Annotated in this window: 12 protein-coding genes; 3 read left to right on the top strand and 9 right to left on the bottom strand. The window is 73.4% G+C overall.

Features of this window, described 5'->3' with window-relative positions; genetic code table 11:
- The 6 genes from D0D15_RS01020 to xsc form a co-directional block, all read right to left on the bottom strand.
- A partial coding sequence (locus D0D15_RS01020; protein ID WP_244214920.1) for a TSUP family transporter occupies positions 1-222 on the bottom strand: 222 nt, incomplete at its 3' end.
- On the bottom strand, positions 219-974 hold the full coding sequence (locus D0D15_RS01015) for a sulfite exporter TauE/SafE family protein (protein WP_094002663.1): 756 nt from the start codon (positions 972-974) through the stop codon (positions 219-221). The genes D0D15_RS01015 and D0D15_RS01020, both read right to left, overlap by 4 nt.
- 127 nt (positions 975-1101) lie before the next feature.
- Complete coding sequence (locus tag D0D15_RS01010) at positions 1102-1626, bottom strand: flavin reductase family protein (RefSeq protein ID WP_094002664.1); 525 nt, start codon at positions 1624-1626, stop codon at positions 1102-1104.
- Positions 1623-2978 (bottom strand): amino acid permease, encoded by a 1356-nt coding sequence (locus D0D15_RS01005; RefSeq protein ID WP_094002665.1) that lies wholly within the window; start codon positions 2976-2978, stop codon positions 1623-1625. Before D0D15_RS01005 ends, D0D15_RS01010 begins: the two co-directional genes overlap by 4 nt.
- A gap of 295 nt (positions 2979-3273) precedes the next feature.
- On the bottom strand, positions 3274-4638 hold the full coding sequence (locus D0D15_RS01000) for an aspartate aminotransferase family protein (RefSeq protein WP_094002666.1): 1365 nt from the start codon (positions 4636-4638) through the stop codon (positions 3274-3276).
- A 165-nt stretch (positions 4639-4803) separates the two neighbouring features.
- The gene (gene xsc / locus D0D15_RS00995) at positions 4804-6612 is read right to left on the bottom strand and encodes a sulfoacetaldehyde acetyltransferase (protein ID WP_115944153.1); all 1809 of its coding nucleotides are present in this window, start codon (positions 6610-6612) and stop codon (positions 4804-4806) included.
- A gap of 144 nt (positions 6613-6756) precedes the next feature.
- Here xsc and D0D15_RS00990 point away from each other — a divergent pair, with 144 nt between their 5' ends.
- From D0D15_RS00990 to D0D15_RS00980, 3 genes are read left to right on the top strand one after another with little or no spacing between them, the layout of a single operon-like run.
- A complete protein-coding gene (locus D0D15_RS00990; protein WP_094002668.1) occupies positions 6757-7599 on the top strand; it encodes an IclR family transcriptional regulator in 843 nt (280 codons plus the stop codon).
- A gap of 14 nt (positions 7600-7613) precedes the next feature.
- Positions 7614-8579, top strand: a complete 966-nt coding sequence (locus D0D15_RS00985; protein WP_094002669.1) for an AAA family ATPase — start codon at positions 7614-7616, stop codon at positions 8577-8579.
- Complete coding sequence (locus tag D0D15_RS00980) at positions 8576-10255, top strand: cobaltochelatase CobT-related protein (protein ID WP_094002670.1); 1680 nt, start codon at positions 8576-8578, stop codon at positions 10253-10255. Before D0D15_RS00985 ends, D0D15_RS00980 begins: the two co-directional genes overlap by 4 nt.
- Positions 10256-10855: 600 nt before the next feature.
- On the opposite strand, the gene D0D15_RS00975 is transcribed toward D0D15_RS00980, so the two are convergent.
- The 3 genes from D0D15_RS00975 to D0D15_RS00965 are packed head-to-tail and all read right to left on the bottom strand — an operon-like array spanning position 10856 to position 14186.
- Positions 10856-12298 (bottom strand): sodium:solute symporter family protein, encoded by a 1443-nt coding sequence (locus tag D0D15_RS00975; protein ID WP_094002671.1) that lies wholly within the window; start codon positions 12296-12298, stop codon positions 10856-10858.
- Entirely contained in the window at positions 12298-12531 is a 234-nt protein-coding gene (locus D0D15_RS00970) for a DUF3311 domain-containing protein (RefSeq protein WP_094002672.1), read from the bottom strand. The genes D0D15_RS00975 and D0D15_RS00970 overlap by 1 nt, the downstream gene beginning before the upstream one ends.
- Entirely contained in the window at positions 12528-14186 is a 1659-nt protein-coding gene (locus D0D15_RS00965; RefSeq protein ID WP_094002673.1) for an amidohydrolase, read from the bottom strand. The genes D0D15_RS00970 and D0D15_RS00965 overlap by 4 nt, the downstream gene beginning before the upstream one ends.
- Positions 14187-14251 lie beyond the last annotated feature (65 nt).

The raw sequence follows: 14251 nt of genomic DNA, 5'->3' as shown, positions 1-14251 counted from the left end.
GTGCTGCACCGGCACCCGGAGCCACACCACGTGCCGCCGTTCGCGGTGCAGCACGGCGAACCGGGTGGTCATCGTGACGACCAGGTTGATCAGCACCACCTGCGGCAGCGGCAACCCGGTCAGCAGCAGCAACGGCGTGCCCACCAGGGACGCGCCGAACCCGGTCAGCCCGCCGATCAGCCCCGCGAAGGCGACGGCCAGCGCGGCGAGCACCAGCGTCACGCGACCACCGCCTGGGCCACCAGGCCGAGCGACACCACGGCGAGAATGCCGAGCACGATCTGCCGCACGTCCCCGGCCGCCCGACGATAGGCCCACCCACCGAGGGCGACCCCGGTGAGCGCGATCGGCAGGAACAGCGCGGTCTGCGCGAGCACGGCCCAGCCGAGCAGGCCGCCCGCGCCCGCCGCGCCGACGGTCAGCAGATCGGCGGCGAGGAAGAACACCACCAGGCTGGCCCGGCTGACGCCGATCGGCAGCGGCGAGGCCAGGTACATCAGGACCACCGGCGGCCCGCCCACCCCGCACGCGCCGTTGAGCAGGCCGAACAGGACACCTGCGCCACCGGTGCGGGCCGGCCCGCCGAGCGGCCGCGTGCGGCGGGTGACGGCGAGCGCGAGCGCCGAGACGCCCACCACCAGCCCCACCGCGAGCCGCGTCGCGTGCACCGGCAGCGCGGCCAGCGCCCAGATGCCGGCGGGCAACCCGGCCAGCGTCCCGGCGAGCAGCCACCGCAGCGACGGCCGGTGCGCGTCCGGCCACACGCGCGGCGCGAGAGCCGCACTGGAGGCGACCTCCAGCAGTAGCGTGCTGGGCACCACGGCCGACGGCGGCAGCACCAGGCAGAGGCAGCCCACCCACACGGTGGACGCGCCGAAGCCGGCATAGCCGCGGATCACCCCGCCCAGCACCAGCGCGCCGACGGCGAACGCCATCGCCGCCACCGGCAGCTGCCAGAAGGTGGGCGCGGTCATCGGACCTCCAGGGCACGGGAACGCTCATCACCCTGGTGCATTTCTGGACACAACGGTAGGGCCAGAACCGGGGTATCCGGTGGTACCAGATGGGGGAGCCGTACCGGGACGGCTCCCCCGCGCCTGCTCAGGGCACCGTGCGGTAGTGCGGGTGGTCCGGTGCCGTGTGGGCGAGACCGTGCAGTGCGCCGCGGCTGGCGATCAGCGGGTCGGCGCGCCGGCCGGCGACGTGGCGTACCCGGCCGAGGACCAGGACCCGCCCGCCGGCCGGGGTCACCGCCTCCAGGTCGCACGTCAGGACCGCCAGCGCCCGCCGGAGCCGGGGTGGCGCCCCCGGCTCCCAGTGGACCGGGTCGAACGCGGCCGCGCGCGTGAACCGGTCGTAGACGGCGCCCTGGTCGGCGGCGAGCACGTTCACCGCGAACCGGCCGGACTCGCGTGCCGCCGCGACCGTCGCCGCGCGCGCCGGTGCGAAGAACGCCACCAGCGGCGGATCCGCGGACACCGCGGTGACCGGGTGGCCGGCCGACCCCACCGGCCCGGTCGCCGCGGTGGCGGTCACCACCGCCACGCACGAGGGCAGGCCGCCGAGCACCCGGCTCGCCTCGGTGCGTGCCCCGTCGTCCACTTCGGAGGGTTCCAGCAGCTTCACCGTCCCACCGTCCCCTCGGACACGCTCGCCTGCGCGACCGGCGCGGGTGCGGCCGGCCGGCGTTTGCGGACCTGGTAGGCGGCGAGGATCAGCACGAGCGTGACCGCGCTCAGCCAGAACTGCGACCGGGTGGACGGCAGGAACGCCATCGCCAGGATGACCGCCACCATCAACGCGATCGTCGCGTAGCTCAGCCACGGGAACAGCCACATCTTCAGGCTCAGCGCCCCCGGATCGGTGTTCTGCAGGCGTTTGCGCAGCCGCACCTGCGCCAGCGCGATCGACAGGTACACGAACAACGCGACCGCGCCGTAGGAGTTCACCAGGAACTGGAAGATCAGATCGGGCGAGGTGTAGGCGGCGATGACCGACACGTACCCGACGGCGGTGCCGGCGATGATCGCCCGGCGGGGCACCCCGCTGCGGGACAGCTTGGTGAACGCCTTGGGCGCGTCCCCGTTGCGGGTCAGCGCGAACAGCATCCGCGACGAGGTGTACAGCGCCGAGTTCAGGCACGACAGCACCGCGGTCAGCACGATCGCGTTCATGATCGTGGACACCGCGGGGATGCCGAGCACGTCCAGCACCGCCGCGTAGGGGCTGACCGCGGTGTCCGGCGCGTTCCACGCCTTGACGGCGACCACCACGAACACCGACCCGACGTAGAAGGCCACCACGCGGAACACGATCGACCGCATCGCCTTGGCGATGGCCCGCCGCGGCTCGGTGGACTCGGCCGCCGCGATGGTGACGATCTCCGCGCCGGTGTAGAACCCGACGCACGGCACCACCGCCGCCAGCACCGCCCCGATCCCGAGTGGCGCGAACCCGCCGTGCGAGACGAGGTTGCCGACCCCGCCGGAGGAGCCGGGCCAGAACCCGAGCAGGTAGAGGGCGCCGAGCACGAGGAAGACCACGATCGCGATGACCTTGATCGAGGAGAACCAGTACTCGAACTCGCCGTAGGAGCGTGCCGACACCAGGTTCGTCGCGGTGAGCAGCAGGAGCAGCCCGAGGCTGAGCACCCACAGCGGCACGCCCGGCAGCCACAGCTGCATGATCCGCCCGCCGGCCACCGCCTCCACGGCCACCACGATCACGAAGAAGTACCAGTACATCCAGCCCACCGCGAACCCGGCGCGGTTGCCCATCGCCTCGCGGGCGTAGACGTAGAACGAGCCGAGCGCGGGCCGCGCCACGGTCATCTCCGCCAGCATCCGCATGATCAGCACGGTGATCAGGCCCGCGATCAGGAACGAGACCACGGCCGCCGGGCCGGCCGACTGGATCACCACGCCGCTGCCGACGAACAGGCCGGCGCCGATGACCCCGCCCAGGGCGATCAGGTTCATGTGGCGTTGTTTGAGACCCGGTTTGAGCCCGCTCGAGGCGGCCGTCTCCGGTGCAGAACCCACGTCTCCTCCTTCCGGCGACGCCGGAGGGACTGCGCGTCCCTGCGCCGGCACCACCGCGATCTCGCCGAGAACTGCTGTGTGGTTCCCGTCACCGTAGGAACCGGACCGGCCCCGCGCGAGTGCCAGATGCGCGGCATGCTCTGGGTCCAGTGCGGACATTCCCCGGGCAGCACGACGGGCGCCGGGTGCCCGGCAGGTCCGGGTGCCCGGCGCCCACGCGGCGCCCGTGACGTCAGGGCTGGACGGCCTTCTCCACGTCGGTCAGCATGCCGTCGACGCCGTGCAGCAGGTCCGACAGCACGGCCTGGTCGGCGACCAGCGGCGGCGCGATCATCAGCATCGTCGCGCCGCGGTCGTCGCCGCGCAGGATCACGCCGGTGCGCCGGAACGCCTCGGGCAGCACCTGCCGCAGCACCGTCCGCGACTCCTCCTCGGTGAACTCCCGGCCGCCGTCCCGGTCGGCCATCAGCTCGAGGGCGTAGAAGAACCCGGTGCCGCGCACGTCCTTGACGCAGCGGTGGGCGTCCTGGAGCGACCGCAGCGCGGCGAACAGCCGTGGCCCTTCGGCCAGCACGTGCTCGGGCACCTTCTCGTCGCGCATCGCGGTGATGTTGGCGACCGCGACCGCCGTGGCGACCGGGTGCCCACCCCACGTCGCGCCGTGCGTGAACACCCCGCCCAGCGGCGAGTCGTACAGCTGCGCCACCAGCGACTCCCGCACGACGACTCCGCCCAGCGGCGCGTAGCCGGAGGTGGAGCCCTTGGCGAAGGTGATCAGGTCCGGCACCACGCCGGTCAGGCCGTGGCCGAAGAAGTGGCCGAGCCGCCCGAACGAGCAGATCACCTCGTCGGAGACCAGCAGGATGCCGTACTTGTCGCACAGCGCGCGCAGCGCCGGCCAGTAGCCCTCCGGCGGGACCAGCGCGCCGCGCCCGTTCTGCACCGGCTCGGCGAACACCGCCGCGATCGTCTCCGGGCCCTCCTCCAGGATGACCTCCTCGATGGCCCGCACGCAGGCCAGCTGGTCGGCCGGGCCGCAGTCCCCGGTGAAGCCGAGGGTGTTGGGCACGTGCCGGATGCCGGGCAGCAGCGGGCCGAACGGCTCCTTGATCTTCGGCAGCCCGGTGACCGACAGCGCGCCCAGCGTGGTGCCGTGGTAGGCCATCTCCCGGCTGATGATCTTCGTCCGCTCCGGGGCGCCCTGGCTGCGGTGGTACTGGCGGGCGAACTTCAGCGCGGTCTCCACCGCCTCCGACCCGGAGTTGACGAAGAACGTGGTGCCCAGGTCACCCGGGGCGAGCTGGGCGATCAGCTCGGCGGCCGCGATCGACGGCGGGTGGGCCGAACCCCAGTTGCTGGCGTAGGCGAGGGTGCCGGCCTGCTCGGCGGCGGCGCGGGCGATGTCCTCGCGGCCGTGGCCCATGTTCACGCAGAACAGCCCGGCCAGGCCGTCGAGGTGGCGCCGGCCCTCGGTGTCGATCAGGTAGCTGCCCTCGCCGCGCACGAACACCGGGAAGTCGGCGGCCCAGGTGTCCTTGCGCGTGAAGTGCGGCCCGAGGTGTCGGCGAGCGGTGGCTCGCAGCTCCGTGACGTTCACCTGGCGACCTCCTGTGTGTGCGAGTACGGGACTCCTCCGACGATCGCAACAACTCTGGCCCCGGCCCAGAGCCAGAGAGCGCGCGATCACTGGGTCCAGATGGGCCCTGGACGCGCGAAAAGCCGGCCGGGCACGCGCCCGGCCGGCTTTGGGCAGTCCGGTCGATCAGACGTAGTCCTGGTACTTCTCCAGGAACCGGACCGGCTTGGACAGCGCGTCCCGGCGGAACGGGTCGCCCAGCTCGCGGGTGCACATGATCTCCAGGACCGTGGTGCGGCCGTCGTTCATCTGCGCGTCGACCGCCTGCCGCAGCGCCGGCCCGACCTGGTCCAGCTGGTCGACGACCAGGACGTCGGCGCCCATCGCGCGGGCGATCCCGGCGAAGCTCTCGTTGTCCAGCTCGCCGGCGACGAACCGCCGGTTGTAGAAGTCGACCTGGTTCTTCTTCTCCGCGCCCCACTGCCGGTTGTGGAACACCACCGCGGTGACCGGGATGTCGTGGCGCACCGCGGTCATGATCTCGCCCATGCTCATGCCCCACGCGCCGTCCCCGGCGTAGGCGATCGCCGGGCGGTGCGGCGCGGCCGCCTTGGCGCCGATCACGGTGGGCAGCGCGTAGCCGCAGTTGCCGAAGCTCATCGGGGCGAGGAAGCTGCGGGGCTCCTCGAACCGGAGGTAGCTGTTGGCCACCGAGTTGATGTTGCCGATGTCGGTGGAGACCATGACGTGCGGCGGCATCGCCTTCTCCAGCTCGCGCAGGACCTGCCGCGGGTGCAGCCAGTTGCCGTCCTCCTGCGCCTGCTCGGCGATCATGTCCAGGCTGAACGGGTCGCGCTCGTGGGTCCACTCGGACAGCTCGGTCTCCCAGGCGTCCTTTTCGGACCGGATCGTCTCCGCCCGCTGCGCGTGGGTGTGGTCGCAGGCCAGGTCCCGGCCGGCCAGCCGCTGGGTCAGCGCGATCGCGGCGGCCTTGGCGTCGCCGCAGATCCCGACGCTGATCTTCTTGACCAGCCCGAGCATCCGGTGGTCGGCGTCGATCTGGATGATCTTGGCGTTCTTCGGCCAGTAGTCCATGCCGTGCTGCGGCAGCGTCCCGAACGGGCCGAGCCGCGACCCGAGCGCGACCACCACGTCGGCGCGCGAGATCAGCTTCATGGCCGCCTTGGAGCCCTGGTAGCCCAGCGGGCCGCACCACAGCGGGTGGCTCGCCGGGAACGAGTCGTTGTGCAGGTAGCTGTTGACCACCGGCGCGCCCAGCCGCTCGGCCAGCGCCCGGCACTCCTCCACGGCGTCGGCCATCACCACGCCGCCGCCGGAGAGGATCACCGGGAACTCGGCGTTCGCCAGCAGCTCGGCGGCCTCGTCCGCGAACAGCGGCCCGCCCGGCCCGCGCTCGACGCGCTGCGGCTCGGGGATCTCCGCCTCGATCTCGCCGTAGAAGAAGTCGCGCGGGATGTTCAGCTGCGTCGGGCCGATCTCCGACATCGCGCGGTCGAAGGCGCGGCCGGTCAGCTCGGCCATCCGGCGCGGGTTGTTGACGTGCGCCTGGTACTTGGTGAACTCCTGGAACATCGGCAGCTGGTTGGCCTCCTGGAAGCCGCCCAGCCCCATGCCCATGGTCCCGGCCTCCGGCGTGATCATGACCACGGGGCTGTGCGCCCAGTAGGCCGCCGCGATCGCGGTGACGCAGTTGCTGATGCCCGGGCCGTTCTGGCCGATGACCACGCCGTGCCGCCCGCTGACCCGGGAGTAGCCGTCGGCCATGTGCGCGGCGCCCTGCTCGTGCACGACGGGGATCAGCCGGATGCCGGCCGGCGCGAAGATGTCCATCGCGTCCATGAACGCCGAGCCCATGATGCCGAAGATGTCGGTGACCCCGTTGGCCACCAGGGTTTCGACGAAGGCCTCCGACGGGGTCATCTTCGCCGGGCCGCTGACGACGGTGCGCCCGTCGCCCGTCTTCCGCTCCGCCATGCTGCACTCCTTCGAGCAGTGGAAATCCGAACTTCCGGAACGTCACGTTCCTGAAACCTGAACAGGATGGACGATAAGGCTCGCGCGAGAGAGGGTCAACAGGGTTCGGTGAAAAACGAGACGAGATGTGCTAGTTTTCGGAACATGGTGCAGTCGAAGGACCGGGCCGTCGAGCTCGTGCGCGAAGCGGACGCCGCCGGCGTGAACGGGGACACCCCCACGATGCGGCTGTTCTCGCTGCTCGAGCTGATCGCCGCGAAGGACCAGCTGGTCACGCTGCAGGGCCTGGTCGAGGAGACCGGGATGCCCAAACCGACCCTGCACCGCATGCTGCAGCAGCTGGAGGGCGCCGGGCTGCTGGTCCGCCAGGCCGACGGGCGGCACTACGGCACCGGCGTCCGGCTGCGCCGGCTCGCGGAGAACCTGCTGCTCAACGCCACCCACCACGGCGCCCGGCACGCGGTGCTCAAGCACCTGGTCGACGAGCTGGGGGAGAGCTGCAACATCACCGCCCTGTCCGGCAGCGAGATCGTCTACCTCGACCGCGTCGAGACCCCCGAGCCGCTGCGGTTCTACCTGCGGCCCGGCTCGCGCGTGCCGATCCACTGCTCGGCCAGCGGGAAGATCATCCTCGCCCAGATGAGCCCCGGCCAGCGCCGCAAGCTGCTCGCGCACGCCCCGCTCAAGCGGTACACGCCCAAGACCATCACCGACCTCGGCACGCTGGAGGAGGAGTTCGCCCGCATCCGCCGCGACGGGTTCGCCCTCGACGACGAGGAGTTCCTGCCCGGGCTGGTGTGCGTGGCCGTGCTGGTGCCCAGCCGCACCGGCCGCTCCAACCTGGCGGTCGCGGTGCAGGCCCCGGTCATGCGGCTCACCGCGGACAAGGCGCTGCAGGCGCTGCCCGCCCTGCAGCGCGCCGCCGAGGCGATCCGCGAGGTCGAGGCCGAGGGTTCGGCCGGCGCCGCCGACGCCATCCCGTCCTGACGGAGGTCCCCCGGATGACCAGCAACGGCCCGCACGCCCGCATCGCGGTGCGCGAGGTGTTCGGACTCGACACCGACCTGGTGGTGCCCGGCTTCGCCGAACCGGACGAGCACGTGCCCGAGCCGGACCCGGCCTACCGGTTCAACCCGGACGTGACCCTCGCCCTGCTCGCCGGGTTCGCGCACAACCGGCGCGTGCTCGTGCAGGGCCTGCACGGCACCGGCAAGTCCACCCACATCGAACAGGTCGCGGCACGGCTGAACTGGCCGTGCCTGCGGGTGAACCTCGACGGCCACGTCAGCAGGCTCGACCTGGTGGGCCGGGACGCCGTGGTGCTGCGGGAGGGCAAGCAGGTCACCGAGTTCCGCGAGGGCGTGCTGCCGTGGTCGCTGCGCCGGCCGATCGCGCTGATCCTCGACGAGTACGACGCGGGCCGCCCCGACGTCATGTTCGTCATCCAGCGCCTGCTCGAACGCGAGGGCCGGTTCACCCTCACCGACGCCAACACCGTGCTGCGGCCGCACCCCGGGTTCCGGCTGTTCGCCACGGCCAACACCGTCGGCCTGGGCAACCTCAACGGGCTCTACCACGGCGTGCAGCGGCTCAACCACGCCCAGATCGACCGGTGGAACATCGTGGCCGCGCTGGACTACCTGCCGCCCGCGGAGGAGGCCGCGATCGTGCACGCGCGCGTGCCCGGCCTGGCCGGTGAGCGCGGCCGGCGGCTGGTCGCGGCGATGGTCGCCGTGGCCGGGCTGACCCGCGAGGGGTTCCGGGCCGGTGACCTGTCCGCGCTGATGTCGCCGCGCACGGTCATCACCTGGGCGGAGAACTGCGAGATCTTCGGCGATCCGGCGCTGGCGTTCCGGCTGACGTTCCTGAACAAGTGCGACGAGGCCGAACGCCCGGTGGTCGCCGAGTACTTCCAGCGCTGCTTCGACCGCGAGCTCGACTCCTCCCCGCTCGCGGCCACGGCGTGACCGGGGCCGGGACCCGGCGGCGGCGACGGGTCGAGGAGCTGTCCGCGGCCGCGATCCGCGCGATCAGCGGCGAGCCGGACGCGCACTTCCGCGGCGGGCGGCTGCACCGCGGCACCCGGCCCGTGCCGGCGCCGGCCCCGCACCTGCGGCCCGGCGAGGAGGACGTGGTGTCCTTCCGCGGCGCCGCCGACGGGCTGGCGCTGCACCTGGCCGTCACGGACCGCCGCGTGCACGCCCGGCTGCGGCCCGCGGGCGGCGCCGAGCGGCTGCTGTTCGACCTGCTCGAACAGTTCCGGGTGGAATCCCTGGTCCCGGCCGCCCTGCCCGGGGTGGTGACCAACCTGCGGCGCCGGCACGAACGGTGGTCCCGCGCCGCGCACCGGGCCGGACTGACGGCGACCGAGCGCGGCCTGCTCGTGTACACGCTCGCGCAGGTGTGCCGGTCCCGGATCACCGGCGAGCCGGTGGTGGCCGAGACCGAGGACCTGATCGAACCGGCGCGCGCCGCGCTCGCCCCGGTGATCGGCACGCACCTGGCCGGGCTGCGCCGGCACCGGGCGGACCAGGCGGCGTTCGCCCGCCACGCCCGCGCGCTGGCGGCCGCCGTGGCGGGGTGGCTCGACCCCGCGCCGGGCGAGGAACGGGACCGCGACGAAGACGATTCGCCGTACGCGCTGCTGCTGGACTTCGACGACGAGTCCGATGAGGACGGTGGGCTTCCGGCGCCGGCGGGTGGCGCGGCCCGGGCCGGGGAAGCGGGGCCGTACCGGGTGTTCACCACCGCCTACGACCGCGAGCAGCGGGCCGCGGCGCTGGTGCGGCCGGAGTGGCTGCGGGAGCAGCGTGACCGGCTGGACCTCCGCGTGGCCCGGCAGGGCGTCAACGCCGCCCGGCTCGCGCGCGACCTGACGGCGGTGCTCGCCGCCCCAGCCCGCGACGGCTGGGACGGCGCCCAGGAGGAGGGGTACGTCGACGGGCGGGCGCTGGCGCGGCTGGTCGCTTCGCCCACCGAGCGTCGCCTGTTCCGGGTGGAGCGCACCGAACCGGTCGCCGACGTGCTGGTCACCTTCCTCGTGGACTGCTCGGGGTCGATGAAGGCGCACAGCGAAACCGTGGCCGTGCTGGCCGACGTGTTCGCCCGGGCGCTGGACCTGGCCGGCGCGTCGAGCGAGGTGCTCGGCTTCACCACCGCGGCGTGGCACGGCGGCCGCGCCCGGCGGGACTGGCTGCGCGCCGGCCGCCCCGCCCGGCCCGGCCGGCTCAACGAGCGCCGCCACCTGGTGTTCAAGGACGCGGCGACGCCGTGGCGCCGCGCCCGGCGGGACATCGCCGCGCTGCTGAAGGCGGACCTGTACCGCGAAGGCATCGACGGCGAGGCCCTGGCGTGGGCCGCGGAGCGCGCCCGAGGGTGCGACGCCCGGCGGCGCGCGGTCTTCGTGCTGTCCGACGGCAGCCCGATGGACGGCGCGACCGCCCTGGCGAACGACCGGCACTACCTAGACGACCACCTGACCCAGGTGGCGGGCGACCTGGAGCGCGGTGGCGAGGTGGAGGTGTACGGGGTGGGCGTGGGCCTCGACCTGAGCCGGTACTACCGGCGCAGCGTCGCACTGGACCCGGCGGAGTGCACGGGATACCGCCCGTTCCGGGAAATCCTGGGACTCCTGACGCGTTGACGCTTCCGGGCGGCAACTCCCGGCGGCCTCGGCGCGCGGGCTGGGCCGCCACCGCGCGTGGCGTCGCGGCGGGGCCGCTCTCGCGCGCACCGGCGATCGACCGGTGGCGCGACCGGCACCTCGCCGAGGCGGTCTCAACGCGGGGGCTGGGCCGCCACCGCACGTGGGTCGTTCTTCCGCGCCACCGGCGACCGCCGGGGGCCGGGGGCGATCAGGCGTCACCCGGCGCGGTGCCGGCCGGTGGCGCGATCGGCACCCCGCCGGGGCTCAGGGCGCGGGCTGGGCCGCCACCGCGCGTGGCGCCACTGCTGGGTCGTTCTTGCGCGCCACCGGCGCTGATCGCAGCCGGAGGCGAGCAGGCGCCGCCCGCGGAGGTGCCTGCCGCTGGTGCGATCGGCACCCCGCCGGGGCTCAGTTCGCGGGCTGGGTCGCCACCGCGCGTGGCGCCACCGCGGAGCCGCTCGCGCGGGCTGGGTCGCCGCCGCGCGTGGCGCCACCGGTGGGTCGTTCTCGCCCGCCACCGGCGCTGGCCGGAGCCGGGGGCGATCAGGCGTCACCCGGCGCGGTGCCGGCCGGTGGCGCGACCGGCACCGGCCGGCCTCAGTTCGCGGGCTGGGTCGCCACCGCGCGTGGCGTCACCGCGGGGCCGCCTTCCCGCGCGACCGGCGCTCGCCGGGGGCCGGGGGCGATGAGGCGCCACCCGAAGACGATCGCCAGGTTCAGGCCCATCGACACCAGCCCCGGGTTGATCCCGCCGAGCGTCGCGTCCGTGACGTACAGCGTGACCGCCGCCGCCACGCCCACCACCATGCCCGTCGCGATCGCCGCCGCGCGGACCCGGCGCGCGAACAGCACCGCCAGCCACCCCGGCACCACCTGCGCCAGCAAGTTGTAGGTCAGGTTCAGCACGGTCAGCATCAGCGTCGACGCGGTCAGCGTGAGCACCGCGGCCAGCACCAGGAACGCCGCCACCACCCCGACCGTCCAGCGGCGCTGCGCCGCCGGCCGCACGTTCGGCACCAGGTTCCGGCTCACCATGCCGCCGATCGTCAGCGCCGTCGCCGACAGCACCAGCACCCCGGACAACGCGGCACCCGCGGCCACCAGCCCGAGCACCGGTTCCGGCAGCAACCCCTTGGCCGTCACCATGAACACCGTGTTCGGGTTCGCCAGCCCCGGGTGGTGCTGGAGGCCGTAGTACGCGGCGAACACCAGGAACGGGTAGATCAGCATGTACAGCGGCATCCACACCGTCGAGCTCTTCACCGCCCGCTCCGACCGCGCCGGGAACACGTACGCCCCGCCGAACCCGAGGTAGAACACCACGCTCTGGAACAGGATCGTGGTCATCGCGAACAGCAGCGCCGGACCGCCCATCGTGGTCTGCGCCCGTGCCAGCACCGCCGGCCCGGTCACCTCGGCGGTGCCGCCTGCCGCCAGCACCGCGGCCAGCCCCACCGCCACGACCCCGAGCAGCATGAACACGTCCTTGAGGATCGACACGAACGCCGGCGACCGGATGCCGGACACCGCGATGTAGACGAACGCGATCACCCCGGCCAGCAGCACGCACTGCACCGGGCTCAGCCGCAGCCCGAGGTTGCTCAGCACCACCTGCAGCCCGATGAACTGGTACTGCCCCCACGGCACCAGCGCGATCAGCATCGTCACGCACGTGATCAGCTCGAGCGCCCGGTTGCCGTAGTGCCGGCCGAACACGTCGGGCACCGTCATCGCGTCGTGCCGGTGCGCCGCCCGCCACACCAGCGGCGCCAGGAAGTACCCCAGCGAGTAGGCGAGCAGGATGTAGCCGAGGAACCAGATCCCGTAGCTGGCGCCGTGGGCGTAGATCCCGCTCGGGAACCCGATCATCGTGCCGATGCTGTACACCTCGCCGACGGCCAGGAAGTACACCAGCCACGCCGGGAACGACCGCCCGCCCACCAGGAACTCGGAGATCCCGCCGCCGCGGCTCGCGCGGCCCGCCCACAACGCCAGCAGGACCGACGCCGCCATCACCACGGCCACGATCGCGATCAGCATCAGCGGTCCTCCTGTGCGGTGCGCCGGTCGGCGGGGTAGTGGTGGCGGTCGAAGAACCGCCAGCTGACCCACAGGCACAGCGTGGTCAGCGGGAAGCAGCAGAACATCCAGAAGAACAGCAGCGGGATCCCGGCCACCGACACCGCCGTGCCGGACAGCAGCGGGGTGACGACCAGGATCGCCAGCGCGGGAATGCCCAGTCCGATGAGGACACTGGGCCAGCTGCGGATCATCGCGCACCTTCCGTGGTCACCGGCGCGTCGGCGCGCTGCCAGGCCAGACGGCCGCCGACGACGGTGGCGTCGACGGTCAGCGAGCGGATCCGGTCCGGGTCCACCGCCGTCGGATCCGCCGACAGCACCGCCAGATCGGCCAGCTTGCCGACCTCCAGGCTGCCCTTGTCGTTCTCCTCGCCGGCCAGGTACGCCGCGTCGACGGTGTAGCCGCGCAGGGCCGCGTCCACGTCGACGGCCTGCTCCGGGCCGAGCAGCTCCCCGCCGCTGGTGCGGCGGGTGACCGCGCACCAGATGCCCTCCAGTGGCGGGACCGGGGTCACCGGCGTGTCCGAGTGCAGTCCGAAGTGGATTCCCCGGGACCGCGCCGAGGCCAGCGGGCTGATCCGGCGCGCCCGCCGCGGGCCGAGGAACACGTCCCGGTGCCGGTCGCCCCAGTAGTAGACGTGCTTGATGAAGAACGACGCGGTCACGTCGTGCGCGGCCATCCGGTCCAGCTGGTCCTCGCGGACCGTCTGGCAGTGCTCGATGCGGTGCCGCCGCCCGGTGCCCGCCGGGGCGCCCAGCCGCGCGTACCCGTCGATGATGGCGTCGATCGCGGCGTCCCCGTTGCCGTGCACCGCCACCTGCCAGCCGGCCGCGTCCAGCGCGGCGATGCGGCGCGCCAGCTCACCCGGTTCGAGCAGCATCATGCCGTGCTCGCCGGGGTCGCACGCGTACCCCTCGGCCAGGCAGCCGGTGCGGCCCTGGATCGAGCCGTCCGCCACGATCTTCACCCCGGTCAGCGGGAATTCGCCGGCCTGCGGCGGCTCCGGCTCGCCCTCGTCCAGCCCGGGTACCAGCGTGTGGAACAGGTAGCCGTGCACGCGGGTGCGCAACCGCCCGGCGCGGGTGAGCCGCCGGTAGGCCGCGAGCTCACCCGCGCCGCCGATCAGCCCGATGCCGGTGTCGTGCACCGAGGTGACCCCGTGCCGCAGGTACTCGGCGTCGGCCAGCAGCAGGGCTTCGGCCAGGTGGTCGGGCCCCTGCGCCGGCATGGCCGAGTTGACCAGGAACGCGGCCGTCTCGATCAGCAGCCCGGTGGGCTCGCCGCGCTCGTCCCGGGCGATCACCCCGCCGGGCGGGTCCGGCGTCCGCGCGTCGATCCCCACGGCCCGCAGCGCGGCGGAGTTGACCACGCAGAAGTGGCCGGTCACGTGCGTGAGCAGCACCGGGTTGTGCGGGGACACCGGGTCGAGGTCGGCGCGGGTGGGGTGGCGGTCGTCGGCGAGCAGCGTGTCGTCGTAGCGGAACCCGCGGATCCACTCGCCCGGCCCGAAGTCGCGCACCGCCTGCCGGACCCGCTCCACCACGTCGCCGATCGAGTCGTTCGGCGGGCTGCCGGCGTCGACCGGCGCGGCCAGCGTCATGCCGAAGAACGCGGGGTGGTTGTGCGATTCCACGAAACCCGGGATCACCGCGCGCCCGGCCAGGTCCACCACGGTCGTGCCGGGACCGGCCAGCCCCGCGATCGCGCGGTCGTCCCCGATCGCGGTGATCCGGCCGCCGGAGGCGGCGAGCGCGCTCGCCCGCGTGCCGCCGCGATCGAGGGTCAGGACCGTGCCGCCGAGCACGACGAGATCGGCGGCCGCTGTCCCCGGGGTGGTGTCGCCCACTGCTGGACCTCCTTGTCCACGTCTCCTGCCCCTGACAGTGCCCCGGGGACTGGGTCCGCGAACAG

This window comes from Amycolatopsis thermalba, assembly GCF_003385215.1.
Lineage (GTDB): Bacteria > Actinomycetota > Actinomycetes > Mycobacteriales > Pseudonocardiaceae > Amycolatopsis_E > Amycolatopsis_E thermalba.
This window is presented reverse-complemented; position numbering and strand designations above follow the sequence as displayed.

Coding starts and splice junctions, on each gene's coding strand:
- D0D15_RS01015 (WP_094002663.1), bottom strand. CDS start 974: ATGACCGCGCCCACCTTCTGGCAGCTGCCGGTGGCGGCGATGGCGTTC.
- D0D15_RS00990 (WP_094002668.1), top strand. CDS start 6,757: ATGGTGCAGTCGAAGGACCGGGCCGTCGAGCTCGTGCGCGAAGCGGAC.
- D0D15_RS01005 (WP_094002665.1), bottom strand. CDS start 2,978: ATGAACCTGATCGCCCTGGGCGGGGTCATCGGCGCCGGCCTGTTCGTC.
- D0D15_RS00985 (WP_094002669.1), top strand. CDS start 7,614: ATGACCAGCAACGGCCCGCACGCCCGCATCGCGGTGCGCGAGGTGTTC.
- D0D15_RS00970 (WP_094002672.1), bottom strand. CDS start 12,531: ATGATCCGCAGCTGGCCCAGTGTCCTCATCGGACTGGGCATTCCCGCG.
- xsc (WP_115944153.1), bottom strand. CDS start 6,612: ATGGCGGAGCGGAAGACGGGCGACGGGCGCACCGTCGTCAGCGGCCCG.
- D0D15_RS00975 (WP_094002671.1), bottom strand. CDS start 12,298: ATGCTGATCGCGATCGTGGCCGTGGTGATGGCGGCGTCGGTCCTGCTG.